Source organism: Streptomyces sp. NPDC086554 (genome assembly GCF_040686095.1).
Classification (GTDB): Bacteria; Actinomycetota; Actinomycetes; order Streptomycetales; family Streptomycetaceae; genus Streptomyces.
In genome coordinates, this window is sequence record NZ_JBFBJK010000031.1 from 59,233 (window position 1) to 80,064 (window position 20,832).

The following is a 20,832-nucleotide window of genomic DNA, read 5'->3' on the forward strand; positions in this document are numbered from 1 at the left end:
TCTAGGGGCGTCCCCCGCTCCATTTTGGGTCCAGCGCGGCGAACCCCCGCTCGTTGAAGGCGTGGATGACATCGCGGACGTAGTCCTCGCCCACCTGCATCAACGTGGTGATGTCCTTGACCGTCTGGCCCTGGGCGGACATCAGCACCACGATCGCCCGGCGGAGCTTCACCGGGTCCCTCGCGGTCCGGCTGATCCGCTGCAGCTTCCGGCCCTCGTCCATCGTGACCGGCCGGACGAACACACCCGGTCGACGTCCCACGACCACCTCCAAGATCAGTTCTTGAAGACAGTCTGCTGGCCGAGGAGCAGTAGGTCGACTACCCGGCCGACGATGCGTGACGCGGCACTAGTTGCGCCGTGGCTTCTGCGGGCGCGGACGACTTCGGTACGTCCGGTGATGAGCCTCGCAGACCGCCGAGCTCTAGAAGCATCATCAGCGCGGCGGCCTCCGCCGCCACAACAAAACCGCCGTGTGCAGCGCCTGCGTCCACCCGCGACCGCAGTGGCGTCCGCTGATCCTGCCGTGGTTGCGGAGTTGCCCCAGGTGAATGCCTGGGTGAGGACGGCTCGCGGGGCTGAGGGCTCTGTGAGGGCGGAGGTAAGGGGGTGCGGCGCTTCTGGCGCTCCTCTGCAGGTAATGGCCTTCCTGTCAGGGGAGTTGTTCCTGTCAGCCGGCCATCGCCTGCGGCTTCCGCCGCCGACCAGGCAGGTGCACCACGCCGTGAGGTGGGCGTGTGCCCCAACGCCTGGCTGCCACCGAGCGGACGGAGGGCTCGAAGTGGTGGCACGCGCAGGGGCACGGCTTGAGTGGGCGTAGATACTCCCCAGCTGGTACAGAACCCGGCGTACAGCCCGACTCGTCTGCCATTACGACCCTGACCTGGGATTATTCCCGGAGTGGGGCCGTTTGGCGTTGGGTGGGGTGTGCCCGGCTGACCTGGGGTGTTCCCGGGAGTTCCCGCGGGGTTGTGCACGGGGTGTGCACGCGGGGTGGTGCTCAACCTCGGGATGGAGGGGCGTTCCACCTGAACATCCGTCCCTGGACCTTCAAGCTCCCTTGCCGGGGTGTCCGCTCCAAAGGATCAGCCTCAGCCGCCGTGCTGAGCGTGGCCGCGGCCACCGGGGTGGGGACGTCCGGCGGTGCCATTTGCCGTAGGCACAGTGCGTATGTGAAGTGCCGAATGCTCCCGGGCTTCTTGCCTTGCATGTGGATCGATTCGCCAGGATGCGCGCCTACAGCGGTTTGGCCGAGGCGAGGAGGCGGGGCGGCAGGTAGGGGGTGGAGACGTGGATGCTCCAGCCTCGGCGCCGTGCATGGCAGGTCAGGGCGAGGATGTCGAGGTTGAGCGCGGAATCGACATCGCTCGCCCGGTCGGCGACGCTGTAGTGGTCACGGTGAGCTTCGAGGGCGTCCAGCAGGGCGAGGTTGAAGCTCTCCTCATCGCCTTCCACGAGCTGGGACAGCAGTCGCACCGGTGGCCAGAGCACCGTGCTCGGCCCGTACCTGACCTGTTCGGCGAGGGCACGTTCGATGGCCGGCTCGGGGTCCGTACCGCGGAAATAGCTGTGCAGGGCTCGGCAGTACCACGCGAAGGGGCCTTCGTCCCCGAGCAGCGCGGTGTCGGTGAGGACCAGCGGCGCGAGGTCGTCACGGTTGCCGGTGATCAGAGCGAAGTCGAGCGCCATGTGCCAGCGCGAGGCGCCGGTGTCGTAGCTGTCCCACGTACCGTCATCGCGCACGGCACGGAAGGCGGCCGCCCCGAACTGCGAAGCCAGCGCGAGGTTGCGCAGCGCCTCGTCAGTGACATCCGGCGCCGCTGCGGAACGGAAGCGGAACAGATGCTGCTGATCATCCATCGCCTCCGACCAGTCCGCGGCCCTGGCCGGCTTCTCACGGTTCGGATCGAGGAGTTCCTCGGTTTCCTGCTCGAAGTGCGCCACGGTCTTGTCCAGGAGCGGCGACCAGGTGCCTTCCGGACGTGCGAACTCCACGGGACCGGAGGCCAGTTGTGCCACCGCGTCGGCGCGCCGATCACGACCGTAGGCGCCCACCCGTGGCCCCGCGGTCTCCCACCCGGTCACCAGCGCATGCGGCAGATACCCCGACTCGACCGGCACCTGCCAGCCCTCACGCCGATACGCGAGCGCGGCCAGCGCCAGCGGAACCAGCGGCAGCAGATGGGCAGGCGTATTACTGCTCGCCACGGCAGTGCAGTGGGCGGTGAGCAGGTCCGCCAGCTCGACGGCGAACGCATCCTGATCACCCGCGGCCAGCGCCCGCAGTCCGCGCAGTGCCCCACGCCGCGACCGCCCCCGCGAGGCTTCATCAGGCCGGACGCGGGCGAGAGCCGCATCCAGGGCAGCCAACTTCTCCGCCCGCGTGGGCGGATAGCTCGTTTCCTCATCGTTAGCACCGGTGTCCCCGATGACGTACGCCATCAGACCAGCGATCAGTTCGACGGCCGGATCCCCGGCGTCCTGCCGCACCTGCGCACGGGCGAAGTGGAACGCCTCGCCGTGATCGGAGACCTGGTCTGTGAGAACTGCCAGGCAGAAGGCATCAATCCAGTCGTGAGCCGAGATCGTCTCGGTCTCGCCCGAATCGCCGCGGTCGTAGGACATCCCGAAGTTCACGTAGGTCAAGAAGACCTGGAAGGAGGCAACCGGATAGTACGCGGCGAACGCCACCTTGCCCGCCGCTGCCTCGCAGGCATCCCGCAGCACAATCTTGGCCTCGGCCGTGTGCAGGCCACAAGGTGCAGCGGACAGCGCACCCAGGTAGTCGAGGAACTCCTCGGCGAGCATCCCCCACTCGAACCCGTGGATCGGCCCGGCCTTCGACATCGAACGGACCTGCCGGCCGATTCCGTTGGTGAAGTCGTCGACCGTCTTCGCGACGACGCTCTCGTCGATGTGGTGTCGTTCTATGCGCACTGAAACCTGCTCCCCCGTACGTAAAGTCCAGTCTCCACCCTAAGGCGCGGTGCGCAGCAAACGGTGGGCAGGGGAGAGGTGTCAGGGGGAGCCCCGGTCCCCCGATCCGCAGCGGAATTGAGTGAGCGCGGGATTGCCGGGAAGCAACTTCGGAGATGGTCTGGATCTCCCGGATCCGTCCTGGTTCACCGGGGCGATCTGGCAGTTTCCGGGGCGGCTTTGAGGTGCTGGGTGAGCTGCTGGAGTGTGGTCCAGGTTTCGCCGCTCGTGCCGTCGCCCAGGGGGTAATGGACTGCGGGCCTGGCCGCGGGCCAAGGTCGAACGGGGCGCAGGCTCAAGGGCGGACGGCAGGCATGTGTGAGGCCGATGTCGCGTACGGCGTCCGGGCCGAGGGTGAAGGTGAGGGGAATGGGAGGGGCCTCGAAGCGGGGCGGGACGGTGAGGTCTCGGCCGGCGGAGCGAAGTGTGGTGAGCATAGAGGTCAGGCCGTGCTCGGTGGCGAGGGCCTCGGCGAGTGGGGCGATGGCGTCCAGGGGTGGGATCTCGTCGGCGGCGTAGCCGAGGGAGAGGGTGATGTGTTCCTCGATGCCTCTGGGGAGTGGGTGATGCGGGTGGTGGCGATGGCCGGACGGTCGGGGGTTCCGATGGTGGTCAGCCAGGTGGGGGCGCTTTTCTGGGCGCGGGTGCGAGCCAGCTCGGTCAGCTGGCGGGGGGGACCAGGGCAGAGCGATGGGTTCGGCTGTGGACCATCCGGCCGGTGGGGCGCCGGTGAGGGACTGCCAGGCCGCTTCCAGGGCGCCGCCGAGCAGGAGGTGTTCGTCGGCGGGGTGGGTGGTGTGGAGGGAGAGGAGCAGTTGGCGTTCGCCCGAAGAGTCCGAGGCGGGCTCGGGTTTGAAGGCTTTCGCGATCCGAGGGTCCCCCTCCGCAGACTTCACGGGCGTGAAGTGGCCCTGGTGCCAGTGGAGTTCAGCCCCGGACAGGCCGTCGTAGTAACCCCCGTCGGCGTCCTGGACGACCCAGCGGTTGGGGTGACCGCGCAGCGCGTTGCGGGTGGGGAGGGTGAGGCTGACGTGGGATGGGGTGACGATCTGCAGGGCCAGGTCACCGTCGGCGGCAGTTCGCAGGGCGTCGGCCAGCCAGCTGGACATCGCGACGACCGGGCGGTCTTGGATGACGACCGCGGCCTTGTCCGTGAGGACGTCGACCGCGGGTGGTGCCGAGTCCGACGCCGGAGTGGCGGTGGCGGTTTCAGGGGTGAGCGGTACGACGTCGGTGTGGGCGGCCTCGGGCGGCCAGACCGTGCCGCCGAGCACGGCGGCAAGGCGTCCGGCGAACGAACCGGCGAGCCGTTCGCCTTCCGCGACGGCGGTGGAGGCGCGGGCTTCGGTCCACCAGAACGGCCCGTCGGGGGAGGTGACTTCGGATCCGAGCAGACGCTGGGCCTCGCCGGGGACCGGGAGTGTCTTTTCCTTTGTGTAGGCCTGGTGTTGACGCTTCTTCTGGGTCGTGTGTGGGTGCTACTGGTTGTCGGTGACGCGGTCGCCGTAGAAGCCGGCGAGGGTGTTGATGGCCGTCTTCCAGTTGCGGGTCTGGCCGGTCACGTTCGGCTGGTTGGGCCGTCGGTCTCTGGTCACGAGGTAGAGCACGTGCGGCCGAGGTGTCTGGCAGGGCGATACGACGCCACATCTCGACCGCCCAGATCCCCGGGCCGCGTCTGAATCACCCCAGGATGACGGGGAGCGGGGCGAGGTGGCACATCTGACCCACGAACTGCCCTTGAGCCAGGTCCCACCATGCCTGCGGCGCCTCGTCGCGCCGCACCGCGTCGGTCAACAACTGCACGGCCGCAGTGATGGGTTTGGTCGGCACCAGGAACCAGAGCATCCCCTCGGTCACGAACCGAAGAACCTTGGCCTCCCACGAATCCTGTTGTGCCAGCATGGCAGAGGCCGCTTGGAGGGCGGCATCCTCGTACTCGCCACGGATCGCCGAGATCGTGGGCGTGGCAGCTGCCGCCGTCCACCGGGAAAGGTCACCGGGTCGTGTTGGAAAGACCTCGAGCCTCGGCGGCAGGGCGTCAACCTTCAAGGACAGTTCTTCGGACGGTTCGCCCTCCTTGAGGGGGCAGCCGAGAATGGTGACGGTCTCGGGGAGGCGGTCGGAGGGCCCGAACTCGTGAATCACGATCGCGAGGTCTCGGGTAGCCGCCCTGGCCTCCTCCAGGCTGGTGACACCGCGAAGCCTCCGGGTCACCTTGTCCATCACCTTGGTCTCGTTCGCGTACCAGGCAATGTGATAGCGGCGAGGCCGATACTCACGAACCAGCTTGTCGAGTGCACGGTCGGTCAGCCCTTCAAAGGCCCCGTTGAACGTCTCCGGAGAACCCTGATCGGTCTCCGTCACTGGCCATAGGCGCCGCTCGACCCCGGCACGCCTGGCCTGGTACAGCTTCGACTCGACCGGCTCAATCCTGATCCGTTTGAGCGCATTCCGTTTCGGTTCGAGGGGAGTCCCCTCTGTAGATTCCTCCCGTTCCAAGATCTCCTTCGGCTGCCCAAGCCCCTGAGACACCTCGGAACTGAACTCGATACCCATCCGCACCACCCCCTGCCCAACGGGCCGGCATACCCCTCTATAGGACGCACCGACCCTCGCCCTGGTTCCTCAAACAGAGCAGCTCAGAGACATCGGCCGACACGAGTTCCCTCCAGATCTCACCTACCGCATTCGACAAACTGCGGCACTTCCGTGGTCAGGTCCGATCGCCACAGCTCGAGTGATTGCCGACGGCGCGCTCCAGCATCACATCCTCGGTCCGCACGGCAAGCAATTGGCCACTGACGGCGTCCCACAGCCATGCCTGGTCAGTGGAGGTACCAAAGGTGAGCAAGGGGCGGTCTGAGGGGATGGGGCCGTTGAAGACGGGAATCCGTTGCTGAAGAGACCGTACGCACACCAGCCTGCCCTGTAGGCCGAAGTACGGCTTCGGCGTACGGTTTGACCGAGCTGCCGCACGAGCGTCTTTCGCTGCGACATCAGCCGCACGAATGCCGACGGCCATGGCCAGAGCGATTGCGGTCACGATGCCGACGAGCAGAAAGACCCGCTGGGCAGCCAGCGCCAAGCGGCCCCGCCCCAAGGAAACGTAGTTGTAGCGGTTCCAGCCAACGACGCCTGCCACGATGACGAAGGTCGCCAAGGGGGCGGGCAGCGCGGCCGCCGCGCTGGCCATGGTCTTCAAGCTCGCCGAGTCCGCACAGCAGCGATGGCGGGCCGTGAACGTGCCCCACCTCGTCGCCCTTGTCCGCGCCGGAGCCCGTTTCGGACGCGGCCAACTCATCGAACGCCCCGAGGCTCACGCAGCCTGAACTACCCCGAAGATCCACAGGTATTGACTATTCCTCCTCGGGGATGGAGCTGGAGGTCCAGCGGCGCGTCGACCGTGAGACCGTCGCCCAGCAGTCGACCAAGGACCTTGAAGAGAGGATCAGGCAAGTGCAGGAACTCCTCCTGGCCGTCCACGTCGTGGCTGGATGGCGCGGCGCAGACGGTGACGAACTCACTGAGGGGCGGCGCGGAACAACACATGCGTTGTTCCGCGCCGCCCCTCGGCGTCGGTCCTGCCTCAGCCCGTGTAGCCGCAGGCGCTGCTGACGCCGCAGACGTTGCCGCCGCTCCAGCCGCAGGTCACCCAGCAGCCTTCCAGGGAGACGGGGTCGTCTCCGGTGAGCGTCTGGAGAGTGCTGATGTCGAGCTCCATGGATATGTCCTTTTCATGGGTACGTTTCGTCGGGGTGTGTTGGTGGAGGGAGAGGGGGTCAGGCCTTGGACCAGCCGCAGGCGTTGCTGATTCCGCAGACGTTGCCGCTGCTCCAGCCGCAGGACCACCAGCAGCCTTCCAGGGAGACGGGGTCGTTGCCGGCGAGGGTCTGGAGGGTGTTGATGTCGAGTTCCATGAGTGTTTCCTTTTCTGAGGGGGGAGAGAGTCGCGGGCTGGCAGCCGCGTCAGCTGCCGGTGACGTAGCAGCCGTTGGTGACGACGCAGACCGATCCGGAGCTCCAGGCGCAGGTGCCCCAGCAGTCGTCCAGGGAGACGGGGTCGTCTCCGGTGAGGGTCTGGAGGGTGTTGATGTCGAGTTCCATGGTTGTGACCTTTCGAGATGTGTGTGCCGGGGGGCGAGAGTGAGATCTGGGAGCTCAGGCCTTGGACCAGCCGCAGGCGTTGCTGATTCCGCAGACGTTGCCGCTGCTCCAGCCGCAGGTGCCCCAGCAGCTGTCAGCTGCGACGGGGTCGTTGCCGGTGAGGGTCTGGAGGTTGTTGATGTCGAGTTCCATGAGGGTTTCCTTTTCTGAGAGGGGGGAGAGTTGCGGGTTGGCAGCCGCGTCAGCTGCCGGTGCGGGTCTGGAGGGTGCTGATGTCGGGTTCGGTCATAGACCCCTTCCTGTTGTGGTGACGGGCATCGCGCCGACCATGAACTGGCCTATGGTGGCTGCGACTTCGGTACCTGCTGCTTCGTCGAGCAGACTGTGTCGGCCCTCGGGGACTTCTACGTAGGAGAAGCCCTCGCCCTCGCGTCGGCCCCCGCGCAACAAGTGCTGATGCAGGGCCCTGGCGTGAGCCACGGGGACGATCTGGTCTTGGGTTCCGTGCATGACGAGCAGAGGAGTCTGGATGCGGCCGGCGAAGAGGAGCGCGTCGCGGGGCCCCAGAGCGTCATCGGTTTCCGTGAGGCCACCGAGGCGCTTCAACATCGCTCGCACCGGTGGGGACGCTTGGGAGTTCAGGCGGGGTCCGGACAGGAACGGCGCCGCCACGGCGCAGCGCGACCACAGGTGGGGATCGGCTCCCGCGGCCAGCAGGGCCAGAAACGCGCCGTAGCTGATGCCGTACAGGGCCGGGGGCTCGGCCCCGATGCGCCGCCGGTGTTCGCCCAGCGCGCGTCCGAGGTGCCGTACGTCTTCGAGGTCCGGTACGCCCCAGGCGTGGTGCAGCGCCTCCTGGTGCTCGCGGCCGTAGCCGGTGCTGCCCCGCTGATTGGGCGCCACGACCGCGATGCCGATGTCGGCGAGGTGCTGGAAGAACGGCGAGAAGTCGAACCTCCAGGCAGAGGCGGGACCACCGTGCAGAGCGACCATCAGGCGCGGGCTGTCGCGCCAGTCCGGACCGCCGTACACGACGGCTTCAATCGGCCCGGCCGGTCCGTCGAGGGTCTCCAGGTGCGCGTGAGCCCAGGGACGCCGGTCGGAGCAGGGCCGCGACACCGGCTCGGGGAGCGTGAGCGAACCTGAGTCGGTGAGGGTGGCGATGCCCGTCGGCCGATGGGGTGCGGCGAACAGGAAGCGCAGACCCGACACGGTCCAGGAGCCCGCGCCCTTGATCACCCCGTCCGGCAGCGGGTGGCGGGTCACGGTGTCGGCACTCGCGTCGAACACCAGCAGAGTGGAGCGGGCTCCCTGCTCGGCGACGAGGGCGAAGCGCTGCCCCGACGGATCCACGGCCAGGGGCGCGACGCTCCCGATGGCGGGGGCGTCCAGGACGGAGGGGAAGCGCGCGGGCCGGGCGCCGGACAGATCGGCCACTCCCAGCCGGATGCGGCCATCCTTCGCCGCGGCGATCAGCGCCAGCTGCGAAGGGGGGCCGATCAGGAGCGGCTGCTCGCCTGTGGGCAGGAGCGGGCCGACGGTGCCGCGGGTGAGGTCGGCCGCCGCTGTCGCGATACGGCCGTTCACCGCGTGGCTGAAGGCCAGCCGGTGACCGTGCTCGTCCAGCCACAGGCCCCCGCCGAGCACACCGTCGTGCTCAAGCACGGTCTCCAGGCGCAGGTCACGGGTCAGCCGTCGCACGGTGGTGCCGCCCGTTTCGTCGGACGTGACGACCAGGGCCAGGGTGGCCGGGTCGGGGCTGGCCAGCAGCCGCGCCCCCGTCTGGTGCAGGCGGGCGACGGGCCGCTTGTGCACTCCGGCACCGGACGGCTCGATCAGCGCCAGTTCGAACGGGGCGGAGCCACCGCGAAGTGCGACCACGCGTCCGTCGTGGGCAGACACCAGCTGGGTCGCCAGGCTTTCACGAGCCGATACGGGGAGCAGACGGGTGCGTGTGCCGTCGGCGCCGAAGGTCCACGCTTCGATACGCAGGGCGCCATCGGCCCCGGCCGCCAGACAGGCAGCGTGCTGTCCGGATCCGTCGAAGCGGAAGTTGAACCTGTTCAGGACCGTGTCGGCAGCGCTGGGAGCGCCGGCAGTGGTGATGGTGTTGAGCTTCATCGGGAGACCCCGTTCTCGGGCACGGTCGTGGAGACGGCGGGCATCCACAGGCGGTCACCGCCGTGGCGCAGCCGCAGGAGGAAGGCGGCCACCCCGGCAAGGCCGGTGCTGTAGTCGGCCGTCACGTCGCGCATCGACTCGTCGGCGACCACCATCCGGCCGTCGCGCAGGGCGTGCCGGGCGGTGATCCGGGAGGCCAGATCGGCGGCGTCGATCCTGTGGACGGGCGCGTGGAGATGGTCGGCGAGGTCGAGCAGTAGCTCGCCGCTGCCGGCCAGTCCGTGGCAGTGCACCGATGACTGGTGCCAGGGCCCCGCCTGCACGGCGCGGCCTGCCTGTTCGGCCAGGTCGCGGTGGCGCTGCTCGCCCTCGGCCTGCCACATGCGTGCCAGAAAGGCACCGATACCGGCGACGCCCGAGCACCAGGACAGCGGCAACGGGGAGGGCTCGGGGCTGCCGAGCCTGGCGGGCCAGCGCAGCCGGTCGCCGTCCTGGACGGCGGAGTCCGCGAGGGTGGTGGCGGCGGCCCGTGCCGCGCTCAGGTACGTGTCGCTGCCCGTGGCAAGGCCGGCGGCCAGCAAGAAGCTGCCGATGCCCGCGACGCCGTGACCGAACCCGTAGTAGGCGGACCCGGAGAGCTGGGAGGCGAAGTCCTCGGGGACGGGCCAGAAGACACCCTCCGGCGTGTACTCGGCGGCAGAGAGCAGAGCATCCGCGCAGGCACGCACCCGGGCGCCGATCGCCACGTCACCGGTGGACTGCCACAGGTGCAGTTGCGCCATGCCGGCACCGGCCACGCCGTGGCACACGTCCGGATTGGGCCAGCTGGTGGGAATGCGGGCCGCCAGGTCCAAGGCCGTACCGGTCAGGGTGGGATCGTCAAGGAGTTGACCCGCGTCGTACAGGGCCCATGCGGTGCCCGAGCGGCCGAAGTACAGGCCGGGCAGCGCACGCTGGTCGGTCGACAGCCGCCGGTTGATCCACTGAGCTATCTGGGCCACGGTCTCCGTCAGGGCTGCGTCGTTCAGTTGACGAGCGGCCTGGGTGAACACCTGGAGCACGCCGGCGGCGCCGTGCTGAACGCTGTACGGGTCGGTCATCGAACCGAAGTTTCCGGAAGGCCAGAGGCGTTCAGGGTGATCGAGGTCCATCGTGGCGCGTATGTGGGAGAGCGAGTCGGACAGGAGCTGGTTCGGTCCTCCCTGCCCGTCGGCGGTGAGCGGGGTCTGCCCGGAGGTGGACACCGGAGCCGGGGCCGGGGCGATGGCACCCTCCAGGTAGCTGCGGACTCGGCTCAGACCCCAGCGCCGGGACGGATCCTCGGCCATCAGCGGCAGAATCACCGGGGCGAAGGCACGAACCGTCGGGCTGTGCGCAGTCATGTGGGACAGCAGCGTCGCGATGCGCTGCCGCGCGGGGCGGGGCAGGGGCCGGTCCTCGGGCAGCACGGGATCGCTGCCCGAGGCCAGGTAGAACAAGGTCGTGCCGAGTGCGTACAGGTCCGAGGCCAGGCCGGGAGCGGGCCCCAGGGCCGGGGCACTCTCCTGCTCAGGCGCGGCGTAGGCCAGGGTCATGACGCGGCCCACGATGGCGCCGGGCTCGGTGGCGTACTCAAGGTCGATCAAACGCAGGTCGCCACTGGGCGTGACCATGATGTTGTTGGGTGTCAGGTCACGCAGCAGCAGTCCCCGCTCGTGCACGGCGGACACGATGTCGACGAGCTGAAGCGCCATCCGCCTGGCCAGGGAGAGCGGAACGTGCCGACCGTTGGTCTCGGTGTGCTTCTTCATCCACTGGCGCAGCGACAGGCCGGTGATCTGCTCCTCGGCGAGGAACAGGCTGCCCTGCTGCTCGAAGAACGCAATCTTGCGCGGGGTGATCCCCAGCGGTTCGAACTGGTCAAGCACCTGGGCTTCGTTGCGCAGCGCGTCGCGGGCGTCGGCGCCGCTCAGCAGGGAGCCGACGTGGGGTCGGGCCTGCTTGACGACGACCTCGGCGCCGGTGCGCTGGTCGACCGCACGGAACACGCCGCCCTTGTTTGAATGCTGGATCGCCTCCCGTACGACGAAGCGGTCGTTGAGGAGCACGGCGGCCGGCGCGCCTCGGGGAGTCTTGCGCTCGGGCTGCTCGACGCTGTCCGACAGCGGTGAGCGGGCCCACGGCGGCGGGCTGAACCACGCGTTGCGCTCGTCGTTGACGAGTTCCCCCTGCGGCCCGACGAGCATCGACTCGTATGAGCCGTCATTGGACAGCACCGTCGTGCCGCGGAAGGCGCCGTAGCGGTAGTGGACCAGGCTCTCGGGCCGGTAGGGGAGGTCCGAGAGGATGGCGGGGCCGGGCAGACCCAGGGTCGCCTCGTGCAGCTGTGCGGCCAGCTGACGGAAGCTGTCGTCGTCGACCGGGTAGGCCGTGATGAACTTTCCGCCGCTCCCGCGCGGGCAGTACGTCGAGACGAGGTCGTTCACGCGGTCCATCGACTCGGCGAACTTGAAGGCGCATCCGGCACGCAGCAGCACGACTGCCGCCCGCTCCAGCACGAAGGGCGCCGACAGAGGCGTTGCGGACACGTGGAGCTTCCACCCCTGCGCGGGCCATTCGTGGTCCGTCGGCTGAACGCGGCACCAGAAGGAGTCGGTCGTGAACGTCCAGTCGTCGCGTCCTTCGCGCTGCGCGACGAGCCGGGCGAGCCCCTGGAGGGGGAAGGAGCTGTTCTCCACGGTTCTTCCTTCGGGTCGGGTGGTGGGTGAGCCGGTGGCGGCCGCTCGTAGGCAGCGCCGTCCTTGTGCTCACTACTTTCGCCCGCGGCCCATACCTGGTGGACCGGACCGGCGGCCGTAACCGACCCCGCCGATCGGCGGGGAAGGCGGCCGCCACCTGGAGAAACCGCCTGAGGCGATCAAGAGGGCGCGCGTGCATTGACCTACCGAACGCAACGAGGCCGGGGCCGTCCCCGAAAGGACGAGCCCCGGCCGTCAGGCAGGTGCCTGGCTCAAACGGTCGCCGCGAAGAACGCTGCCACTTCTGGACGTCTCACCCGGCCAGTCGACGGTCGACCACAGTGCGCAGTTTCCCGCTTGCCGCACTGCGTTCGAAGTCCGAGGAGCTGACGGTCTCGACCACCAGGTCGAGCAGCCTCTCGCGGGTCACCGCCTCGCGCAGTTCGGGGCTATGGGTGAGCAGGACCTGGGTCACTGTCTCGGGGTCGCGCACCGCTCGATCGTCGACTCTGACCGTGATGCGTTCCCGGTCCGCAGCCGATTCCACGACCATCTGCAACTCACCGCAGTACCCGAGGTGTTCGGCGACGATACGGGCGAGGACCCGGTAGTTGATGAAGTACGTGCCGGCGCGGACCACGTCTCCGGTGCGGCCGAGCAGTTCGAAGCGCGGAGTGGTGCGGCCGCAGTCGCACGCGCCCGCGACCCAGCGTCCCAAGTCCCCTTGTTCATAGCGGGAGATGCGCGGCGCGCTGCGGGTGTGGGGGGTGAAGACCAGCCGGCCCGTGGCGCCGTCCTCGACCGGCAGGTCGGAGTCGACTTCGAGGATCTCCAGGGTGAACAGGTCGTCGAAGAGGTGGTGGACTCCGGCTTCGGCGCTCGCGCACTGGTGGCCCATGCTCCCCAGGTCCGTGCCGCCGTACACAAAGGATCGGACCAGCTCGACGCCGAAGCGCTCCTGGAGGTACGCGCGCTGCTCGGCGCTGAAGTGCTCGCCGCCGTAGAAGATCTTCTTGACTCCCCGGTACTCGCCCAGCACGTCACCGGCGTTCTGGAACAGCTGCCAGACGTACGAGGGCATGGCCATCAGGGTGTTCGCGCGGTGCCGGACGATCAGCTGGGCGTCCCGCGTGTAGTCCGTGCCGGCGCAGACGGGGAGCTGGGCCGCGCCGATCTGCTCCAGCAGACCGTGCCCGTACAGGAAGCTGGCGTACATGTCACCGGCGTAGAAGTGGTTCGCCACGCGGTCGCTCCGCACGTCGAGCCCGGCAGCCACCAGGCCCTCGCCGGCGCGCCGCAACTGGGTGCGGAAGTCGGCGTAGGTGTAGATCGACACCGCGGGGGTTCCGCTGCTGCCGCCGCTGGAGAGATGGAGTTGGGCCTTCTCGGACGGGATGCCGGCGTTGAGCCGCTGGACATCGGCCTTGGTCAGTACGGGACGCGTGGCGTCGGGCCGTTGCCAGAGCGGGGGCACGGGCTCGCCGGGGGCGGGGCGGCGAAGGTCGTCCAGGCGGGTGTCGTGGGCGAAGCGGTCGTCGAGCCGGACACTGACGCGGCGGCTGTAGCGCTGCAGCGGGTAGAGGCCGTCGTGGGGTTCGCCCGGGTAGCTGTCCAGCATCGAGCCGACGGGGGTGACGCGCAGCGCTCCGGCCGTGAACAGCCGGGACGCGAGCTCGGGAACGTCGCCCCGGGCGGCGGCGAGTCCCGCAGTCTGCAGGAAGCGGCGCATGGGGCGCAGTGTCGTGACGATCCGCTCGCGGGGGAGGGGCTTCACCCACACGGTGCGGTACAGGGGAGAGGCACGCAGCACGCCGCGGTGGTCGACGAGGATGCGCCAGGCTGCGGCCGGGCTCTCGTGGACCTGTGTGAGGCCCAGGTGTTCCTCCGACCGTGCCACCAGCACGGTCGTGGTGATCTCGGCCTGTTCCTGGAGCGCGGGACGGGGAGGCGGCAGGGCGCTTCCCCGCCGGTCCAAAGCGTCTGCGAGGCGGTCGGCGAAGGCGGACAGCTCCGTACGGTCGTCGGTGTCCAGATAGACGACCTGGGGGCTGGAGCATGCCTGCTGGTCCAGGCGGCAGATGCTGTCGGCGATGCCATGCAGGGTCTGCTTGTCGTCCCACAGGGCGGGGGTCACGTAGGCGAAGGAGATCTTGTGGCCGAATGCGATCAGGCGGCAGCCCGTCGGCACATGGGCGGCCACTCCGGCGATCGCCTCCTCACCGCCCCAGGCGGCCACCGCGTCGGCCGTCGCGCAGACGCGCTTCAGCCAGTCGGTGCGGGACGAGGGGAATCTCAGGACGATCAGCCGGGCGGCTATGCGGCCGTCCGGGTCGAGCGTGGCCAGCGCCTCGAGCAGGAGGTGCGTGAACAACGAGTCACCGCCGCTGACCTTGACGATGTTCATGTTGCCGGCGAGCAGGCCCTCCACGGCGCTGAAGATACCCACGATCGGGTCGTTGCTGGCCGTGATGTGGGTCAGCAGGCCCACGGGCTGCCAGGACTCGAAGACCGGGGTGCGGAAGTCGGTCCGTGTCAAGCTCTGCGGGGCGGTACCGCCGAGTTCCACGGAGACCTTCTGTTCCAGCGCGTCGCGGCTCAGGAAGTCGGCGATCTCGCCCAGGCTCTGCTCGGCCGAGGCCGGGTCGTGGCCGTGGGCCATGAGGTGTTCGGCCAGTCGCGTACGGGTGATGTGGTCCGGCGCGGTCAAGGTGCCGCTCAACCGGTCGCAGGCAGCGATGACTTGGCGCACGGGCAGAGGGCGGGCCAGTTCGTCGGCGACCAGGGCAGGAAGCCCCGCGAGGCGCTTGTCGGCTTCCGCGTCGTCGATCCAGGCGCCTTGCCAGAGGTGGTCCTGCGCGATGACGGTCATGAGGCGTCCTTGAGAAGTTCCGCCGCGGCGACGGCGCAGCTGCGGTTGGTGCTGGTGCCGGCGCGGCCGTGGATCTCGAACCACGGTGTCCGTAGTCCGCAGCCGCACTCCGAGCCAGGGTGGATCGACACCAGGTCGCCCATCAGGACGCTGTGCACCGGCACCGATGTCATGAAAGGCGCCACGCAGTGGAGATAGCCCTTCTCGCCGTACCGAAGGGGGTGCAGTGTCGCGACGTCGCGCGCGAAGATCCGTGACCAGACCGGGGCGTGCAGGTTGTGCCGGGCGCACTCGGCGTAGGTGACGCCGTGCTCCACCGCTCCGTAGCTGTCGCGGACGCGTTCCTGCGGGATGCCGAGCTGTTCCTCGACGCGGTCGTACAGCTCGTGCTTGCTGATCTGGCGGCCGGTGTGGCCCTTCCAGCCGCCCCCGAGGTAGACGAAGGAGTCCGGGCGCAGCTTCAGCGGCGGGATGCCCATGGCGCGCATGCGCTCCAGGGTGAACCACAGGAACGAGGGGAACCCCAACAGCCTTACCGGCAGGGCCTGTTCCGCGTAGCGCAGCAGTGTGCTCACGCAGCCGAACGCGTCGAAGATGTGCTCGTCGCCGACCGCGCGCAGTGCGTAGGCACGCTGGTTGACAGGGGCCAGGTCGCACAGGAAGTCGTCGGTGAAGGCGGTGCCGAGGTTGAGCCGATCGGTCGGTTCGTAGCTGTAGAGCAGGTAGTTGTTGGGCTGCTCGGGGGTGACGAACCCGTAGTGGTCCAGGACGAAGGCGGCCATACGCATGACCGAGCCGATCGACCAACGGTCAAAGAACATCTGTGACTTCTGGCCGGAAGTGCCGGACGAGGTCAGGTGCATGGCCACCTGTTCGGGGGCGATGGACACCACTTCGTGGGCCTTGAAGAAGTTGGCGTGGATCAGCGGGAGCCGTGTCGCGTCGTCCGGCGTTCGCAGGGGTGCCTCGTCCCGGCTCAGACGTTCGTTCCACGCGCTCCGATAGAACGCCGACCTCTCCGCGTGCCAGCGGCAGATCTCATCGAGGGCCGAGGTGAACAGCTCGTCGACATCGGTCCCCGTCGCGTATGGGTCCCGTACATCTCCCAACTGCTGTACGTGAGCCAGCCGTTCGGGATCGGGTACCGACAGGGGGTCGAAGTACTTCTGGTGGGCGGGCCGTGCGGTCGGCGCGGAGGACCGGGCCATAGTGCGCCCTCGCTTTGCGCTAGGGGGAGGAGACGGCTGTACCCCCCGGCTCAGCTGCGGCCGTGCTGCTCCAAGTATGGAGCGAACCGGTCGTCGACGCACAGCGAGCGAACGTCGGGGCGGTCGGTCGTGCGGCTGAGCACGACATAGTCGTGCCATACCCCGTCCTTGAGGCGCATCGCCGGGTAGACGGCGCTGGGGACGAAGCCGTGCGCGAGGTGCTGCTCGATCTGCTCCTTGTCGTGCAGCGGCAGCACAGCCTCGATGTACGTCGCGCCGCGTTCGGTCATCGCCCGGATGACGTCGCCGAGCATGCCTTCCGGCGCGTCAGGGGACGTAGAGCCGCCCAGGAGCAGGCCACTGCCCGCGGTGGGGTCGATGACAGCGAACGTCTCGGACCCGCCGTCCGGCGAGGCGAGCAAGGTGTTCGGCTGGTGCAGTGGCAGCACACCGGCTCCATCGGCGTGCACCTGCGCGTAGCGCTGACGGACCGATGCCGCGTCCTGGTTCACCTCGAGGCCGGCGCCCGTTCGCGAGGGGGCGCACGCAGGAGACGGCTGCGGGTGTACGTCCGTGAAGTCGAAGCCGGACTCGTGGCTGCGGGCGGCTTCGAGCAGGGCGGCCACTTCCTTGGGGACCCGGTCGAGCGCCTTGCGGTTGGCGGGAAGCCCGTCCCGGTAGCGGACCAGCAGGGCGAGCGTCTCCGTCTCGCGCAGCCTGATCGCGCCGGGCAGCAGGCCCATCGGCTGAAATCCGTGCCGCATCAGCATGCGCTGCGGAGCCGGTGAGACACAGCGGGCGGTGGCGTACACCGATTCCAGCTGACCTTCCGGACCGAAGGCCGAGGCGACCAGGGCCTCCAGGAGCAGGCCCGCGATGCCCTCGCCCGTGCGGTCGGGATGGACGACGATGCCCTCGACCTTGCCGATGCGGGTCACGGGGTCGGTGCGCAGCAGCCCGGATCCGACCACGTCACCGGTTGCCACGTCGCGGGCGACCCACCACTGGACGGCGGCGTCGGTCAGGGCGGCAGCCATCGCCTTCGGATCTGTACCGAGGCGCAGCGGGTACGCATCGCCGTACACCGTACGGTACAGACGCAGCAGGGCACCCACGTCATCGAGCGCCGCGGAGTCGATCAGGACGCTGGTGTGTGCGGTGGGGCGAGCGGGGCGCGTGTGATCCACGGTGGCAGGCATGGCGTTTCCCTTCGGCGCGAGGAGTGGGGGTGGGGCTTCAGAGGGCGGCACGGAGGCGGGCGTCGCGGCGACTGCGGAGCGCGAGGGCGGCGGCGATCGGCAGCAGTCCGGCGGACTGGACCAGGAAGAGGCTCTGGGGGGAGAGCCGGTCGGCGGCCAGCCCGAAGGCGAAGGCGGCCACGGGGAAGCCGGCTCCGAGGAGCGCCAGCATCGCGGAGAAGAACACTGGCTTCGCGGCGGTGGGCACAGCGCGTTGGAAGGCGGCGACGAAGACCACGTTCACCGCGCCCACGGCCCACCCGGCCACCGCCAGGCACACCAGAAGTGCGGTCTGGTCAGGCACGACGCCGGGGACGACGGTGACCGCTCCGAAGAGCGCCACACACCCCCCGCCGACGAGGCCGGGGTGCCCGGGCAGCCGCTTGCCGGTGAAGACACCGATGAGCATGCCGAGCCACAGCGCTCCCTCCAGCAGGCCCAGCGTCAGGGCCGGCGCGTGGAGCACGTTCTTCGTGTACAGGGGAAGGATGACGAACGTGGCGGTGATGAAGAAGTTGGCCGCCGTGAAGCAGATCAAGGCCAGTTTGATGAAGGGGAGCCCGGCAAGGAGCTGCCAGGCCCGGCCGATACCGGACCCCGATCCCTCCTGCGCCTCACCGCCGTGCGGCTGGAAGCGGACGGTGCCCAGAAACGCGGCCGCGCCCAGGTAGGCGAGCGCGCTGACCATCACTACGCCGGTCAGACCGATCCGGTCGACCAGGATCGCGCCGAACAGGGCACCGGCCATGCCCACCAGAGAGAAGCTCGACTGCTCGAACGCGGTGGCGTCCTCGATGTCGCCGTCCTGGACCAGTTCCGGTATCGCCTTGGCCAGACACGGGTCGAACAGCGCCTGGCAGGCGGCCAGGCCGAACATCACGGGATAGACGGCCAGTGCGGGCATACCGGCCGGCGCGGCGAAGCCCGCAAGCGCCACCGTGAGAATCACTCCGCCCAGCACGGCGCCGCTCAGCACACGCCGGCTGCGATGCCGGGAGATCGCCCGCGCGATCAGCGGTGCGAGCACCACCGGCGGAAGCGCCGCGGACATCAGGAAGAGCCCGGACGCCAGGCCGCGGTCGCCCGAGGCCACCTGTCCCAGGAGCCACCACAGAGCACCCATCTGGTACATCCGTGTCGCGCTCTGACTCAGCAGCTGGGCGACCCAGACACGGGCGAACCCGCCATTGCGGACAATCAGCGGCGCTCGCTTGCGGTCGGTGCCCTCGGCGGAGGGGGCGGTGAGCTCGCAGGCCATCGGTGTACTCCTTTGCGTGTGTCTCTGAGCTGATCGGGAGCGCACGTGGCTCTGACCTGATCGGAAGCGAAAGGGAACGCTGTGTGGTTCCGGGCGCTGCCCTCTCCTTCTGCACACCACTCTCGCCCGCCGCCACGGCCCCATGGATCCGCCTGCCGTCGGGAGCCGCCCCGCCGATCGGCGGGGCACGGTGCCTCTGCTCATCGCAGGCGCCGCACCGGGCCGCGGCTTAGAGTCGGGATGTGGGACAACCAGAGCATGAAGGGACGATTCGGGTCGTCGTCGTCGATGACGAGCAACTGGTCCGGTCCGGCCTGCGGATGATCCTGGCGGCAGCGCCGGACATCGAGGTAGTAGGCGACTGCGGTGGTGCCCAGGCCGTGGATACGATCCTCGCGCACCGCCCTGACGTGGTGATGCTGGACATCCGGATGCCGGATGTGGACGGGCTCACCGTGTTGAAGCGACTCAAGTCGACGCTGGGGGACAAGGCCCCGACCGTCACGATGCTCACGACCTTCGACGCGGACGAATACCTCATTAGCGCGCTGCGCGAAGGCGCGTCCGGTTTCCTTCTGAAGGACACCGAGCCGGAGCAGCTCGCCCGGTTGGTCCGGATCCTGGCCGCGGGGGGACACACCCTGGACCCGTGGGTCACCCGCACCGTCATCGGGGGGTTTGTCGACGGTGCCGATGACGCCCGGGCCGCCAAGCGAGCCCTGGAGCGGCTGACCGACCGCGAACGCGAAGTGCTCGCACTCCTGGGGCAGGGACTGTCGAACGCCGAGGTGGCCCAGCGCATGCACCTGGCCCATGGCACGGTGAAGGACCACGTCAGTGCGATCCTCGCCAAGCTCGGAGGACTCAACCGCGTCCAGGCCGCCGTGCTGGCCGAGCGGGCGGGCCTGGCCACCTTCGATCCCGCGGGCTCTAAGGAACAGCTGTGAAGGACGACTGGCTGTCCGAACGACACAAACGCCTGCTGTTCCTGCTCCTTCCGGTGGCCCTCTCAATCGGCGACACCATCGTGTGGATCGGCTCGATGCATGCCTCGGCACTCGGGGTGGCGATCGGTCTGGTTGGTGCCTTCGCGCTGCTGGCCCGTCGGCGGGCGCCGGTCGCCGTCCTCTTGGCGACCGTGCCCGGCACGTACCTGGGCACGGGTTGGTTCGCCGGGTTGGCAGCCCTCTACACCGTGGCCCGCCTGCGCTCCGAGCGCAGTCTGCTGATCGCCTGTGCTCTCCTCGCCGCCGTCGCCCAATATCTGCCCTATCCCCTGGGACTGCTGGCGGAAGAGGGATGGGAAAATCGAAGCGCAGAATCCGCGCTCATGGTCCTGGCTCCGGTCGCGCTCGGGCGCGCCGTTGCCCTGCAGGCGGAACTTGCCACGGGCCTGCGTGAACTGACCGAGAGCCGAGCCCGGGAGCATCAGCTGGTGGCCAGGCAGGTGCTGGCCACGGAGCGGGCGAGGCTGGGCCGGGAGATGCACGATGTGGTCGCCCACCAGGTGAGTCTCATCAGCCTTCAGGCGGGCGCGCTGCGTATGAGCAGCACCGAGCCCGCGGTCAGGGAGGCCGCGGACGCCATCCGGAGGCTGTCCGTGAGCACCCTGGAAGAATTGCGGCACATGGTGGGGCTTCTCAGGGCCGCGGGTGTGGGCGGCGGCGAGCTCAGCCCTCAGCCCCGCCTGGCCGACCTGGACCGGCTCATCGGCGAATGCGGATCCGACATCGATGCCGACATCGACGCGGCGGCCTGCAGCGACTGCCCCGACGCCGTGGAGCGAGCCGCCTTCCGCATCGTCCAGGAGGCTCTGACCAACGTACGCAAGCACGCGCCTGGCGCGAAGGTCTGGGTGAGCCTTCGGCGCCAGGGTGAACAGCTGCGCGTCGAGGTCCGAAACGGCCCGGCCTCCGCCGGCGCCGAGCCCTTGGATCTGCCCAGCGGAGGCCACGGCCTGATCGGTCTGCACGAGCGAGTCCACCTCTTGGGCGGCAGCTTCGAGGCCACGGCCCTTGCGGACGGCGGCTTCCTGGTCAGCGCGATCCTGCCCACCGGCGCGCCCTGACACCTGCTCGACGACCCCAGAGCCCCGAGCTCCGGCTGCCCCCGCCGATTGGCGGGGGCAGCCGACGACACGAGGCGGATCCGCCGGCGCCGCGTGAAGAACAGCATGGTGGACATGACTGCTCCCCGTTTCGCCGCCATCGCGCCTGCCACCACCCCCTGTTGCGTACCCGCTGCCCCTGACTGCTGTGTGCGCGGGACGTGCCCGCCTCGTTGTCTGCGCACCTGACGCACGCGGGGCTGACGGTGCCGCGGACAGTGCCCGCCCCTCAAG

At 69.1% G+C, this 20,832-nt stretch carries 17 protein-coding genes and 1 pseudogene; 3 read left to right on the forward strand and 15 right to left on the reverse strand.

The genetic code is table 11. The annotated features are described in order from the left end of the window. Position 1 precedes the first annotated feature (1 nt). From AB0O76_RS37035 to AB0O76_RS37055, 5 genes are all read right to left on the reverse strand, one after another. Positions 2–262 (reverse strand): helix-turn-helix domain-containing protein, encoded by a 261-nt coding sequence (locus AB0O76_RS37035; protein ID WP_365500903.1) that lies wholly within the window; start codon positions 260–262, stop codon positions 2–4. A gap of 974 nt (positions 263–1,236) precedes the next feature. Then, positions 1,237–2,937: an Imm49 family immunity protein gene (locus AB0O76_RS37040; protein WP_365500905.1), complete on the reverse strand. Its 1,701-nt coding sequence runs from the start codon at positions 2,935–2,937 to the stop codon at positions 1,237–1,239. Positions 2,938–3,122: 185 nt separating this feature from the next. Then, positions 3,123–4,250, reverse strand: coding sequence for a DUF6177 family protein (locus AB0O76_RS37045; protein WP_365500907.1), 1,128 nt, complete (start codon positions 4,248–4,250; stop codon positions 3,123–3,125). A gap of 406 nt (positions 4,251–4,656) precedes the next feature. Beyond that, entirely contained in the window at positions 4,657–5,532 is an 876-nt protein-coding gene (locus tag AB0O76_RS37050; protein WP_365500909.1) for a hypothetical protein, read from the reverse strand. Positions 5,533–5,689: 157 nt separating this feature from the next. After that, a complete protein-coding gene (locus tag AB0O76_RS37055) occupies positions 5,690–6,118 on the reverse strand; it encodes a hypothetical protein (RefSeq protein ID WP_365500911.1) in 429 nt (142 codons plus the stop codon). Positions 6,119–6,122: 4 nt separating this feature from the next. Between AB0O76_RS37055 and AB0O76_RS37060 the strand changes: the two are divergent. Next, a pseudogene (locus AB0O76_RS37060) lies at positions 6,123–6,305 on the forward strand (IS256 family transposase); the annotation flags it as partial. A gap of 257 nt (positions 6,306–6,562) precedes the next feature. Here the strand turns inward: AB0O76_RS37060 and AB0O76_RS37065 are convergent. The 10 genes from AB0O76_RS37065 to AB0O76_RS37110 form a co-directional block, all read right to left on the reverse strand. Then, a complete protein-coding gene (locus tag AB0O76_RS37065) occupies positions 6,563–6,697 on the reverse strand; it encodes a hypothetical protein (RefSeq protein ID WP_365500913.1) in 135 nt (44 codons plus the stop codon). 58 nt (positions 6,698–6,755) lie between these two features. Beyond that, positions 6,756–6,893, reverse strand: coding sequence for a hypothetical protein (locus AB0O76_RS37070; RefSeq protein WP_365500915.1), 138 nt, complete (start codon positions 6,891–6,893; stop codon positions 6,756–6,758). A 49-nt stretch (positions 6,894–6,942) separates the two neighbouring features. Next, positions 6,943–7,080, reverse strand: coding sequence for an ALQxL family class IV lanthipeptide (locus tag AB0O76_RS37075; RefSeq protein ID WP_365500917.1), 138 nt, complete (start codon positions 7,078–7,080; stop codon positions 6,943–6,945). A gap of 54 nt (positions 7,081–7,134) precedes the next feature. Continuing rightward, on the reverse strand, positions 7,135–7,272 hold the full coding sequence (locus AB0O76_RS37080) for a hypothetical protein (RefSeq protein ID WP_365500919.1): 138 nt from the start codon (positions 7,270–7,272) through the stop codon (positions 7,135–7,137). A gap of 93 nt (positions 7,273–7,365) precedes the next feature. Continuing rightward, positions 7,366–9,201, reverse strand: coding sequence for an alpha/beta fold hydrolase (locus AB0O76_RS37085; RefSeq protein ID WP_365500921.1), 1,836 nt, complete (start codon positions 9,199–9,201; stop codon positions 7,366–7,368). Next, positions 9,198–11,918, reverse strand: a complete 2,721-nt coding sequence (gene lanL / locus AB0O76_RS37090) for a class IV lanthionine synthetase LanL (RefSeq protein WP_365500923.1) — start codon at positions 11,916–11,918, stop codon at positions 9,198–9,200. The genes AB0O76_RS37085 and lanL overlap by 4 nt, the downstream gene beginning before the upstream one ends. Before the next feature lie 313 nt (positions 11,919–12,231). Next, complete coding sequence (locus AB0O76_RS37095; RefSeq protein ID WP_365500925.1) at positions 12,232–14,787, reverse strand: acyl-CoA reductase; 2,556 nt, start codon at positions 14,785–14,787, stop codon at positions 12,232–12,234. Further along, entirely contained in the window at positions 14,784–15,995 is a 1,212-nt protein-coding gene (locus AB0O76_RS37100) for an acyl-protein synthase (RefSeq protein WP_365500927.1), read from the reverse strand. The genes AB0O76_RS37095 and AB0O76_RS37100 overlap by 4 nt, the downstream gene beginning before the upstream one ends. 50 nt (positions 15,996–16,045) lie before the next feature. Further along, complete coding sequence (locus AB0O76_RS37105) at positions 16,046–17,194, reverse strand: GNAT family N-acetyltransferase (protein WP_365500929.1); 1,149 nt, start codon at positions 17,192–17,194, stop codon at positions 16,046–16,048. 37 nt (positions 17,195–17,231) lie between these two features. Then, positions 17,232–18,491 carry an MFS transporter gene (locus AB0O76_RS37110; protein ID WP_365500931.1) on the reverse strand — a complete coding sequence of 420 codons (1,260 nt, stop codon included), beginning with the start codon at positions 18,489–18,491 and terminating at the stop codon, positions 17,232–17,234. A gap of 242 nt (positions 18,492–18,733) precedes the next feature. On the opposite strand from AB0O76_RS37110, the gene AB0O76_RS37115 reads away from it, so the two are divergent. Both AB0O76_RS37115 and AB0O76_RS37120 read left to right on the forward strand, forming a co-directional pair. Continuing rightward, positions 18,734–19,438, forward strand: a complete 705-nt coding sequence (locus AB0O76_RS37115) for a response regulator transcription factor (RefSeq protein ID WP_365500933.1) — start codon at positions 18,734–18,736, stop codon at positions 19,436–19,438. Beyond that, complete coding sequence (locus tag AB0O76_RS37120) at positions 19,435–20,559, forward strand: histidine kinase (RefSeq protein ID WP_365500935.1); 1,125 nt, start codon at positions 19,435–19,437, stop codon at positions 20,557–20,559. Before AB0O76_RS37115 ends, AB0O76_RS37120 begins: the two co-directional genes overlap by 4 nt. Positions 20,560–20,832: the final 273 nt, after the last annotated feature.

What these genes read in the sequence shown, in the direction of transcription:
- AB0O76_RS37070 (WP_365500915.1), bottom strand. Translation starts at nt 6,893, where the DNA reads ATGGAACTCGACATCAACACCCTCCAGACCCTCGCCGGCAACGACCCC.
- AB0O76_RS37095 (WP_365500925.1), bottom strand. Translation starts at nt 14,787, where the DNA reads ATGACCGTCATCGCGCAGGACCACCTCTGGCAAGGCGCCTGGATCGAC.
- AB0O76_RS37085 (WP_365500921.1), bottom strand. Translation starts at nt 9,201, where the DNA reads ATGAAGCTCAACACCATCACCACTGCCGGCGCTCCCAGCGCTGCCGAC.
- AB0O76_RS37075 (WP_365500917.1), bottom strand. Translation starts at nt 7,080, where the DNA reads ATGGAACTCGACATCAACACCCTCCAGACCCTCACCGGAGACGACCCC.
- AB0O76_RS37065 (WP_365500913.1), bottom strand. Translation starts at nt 6,697, where the DNA reads ATGGAGCTCGACATCAGCACTCTCCAGACGCTCACCGGAGACGACCCC.
- AB0O76_RS37105 (WP_365500929.1), bottom strand. Translation starts at nt 17,194, where the DNA reads ATGCCTGCCACCGTGGATCACACGCGCCCCGCTCGCCCCACCGCACAC.
- AB0O76_RS37100 (WP_365500927.1), bottom strand. Translation starts at nt 15,995, where the DNA reads ATGGCCCGGTCCTCCGCGCCGACCGCACGGCCCGCCCACCAGAAGTAC.
- AB0O76_RS37110 (WP_365500931.1), bottom strand. Translation starts at nt 18,491, where the DNA reads ATGGCCTGCGAGCTCACCGCCCCCTCCGCCGAGGGCACCGACCGCAAG.
- AB0O76_RS37080 (WP_365500919.1), bottom strand. Translation starts at nt 7,272, where the DNA reads ATGGAACTCGACATCAACAACCTCCAGACCCTCACCGGCAACGACCCC.
- AB0O76_RS37050 (WP_365500909.1), bottom strand. Translation starts at nt 5,532, where the DNA reads ATGGGTATCGAGTTCAGTTCCGAGGTGTCTCAGGGGCTTGGGCAGCCG.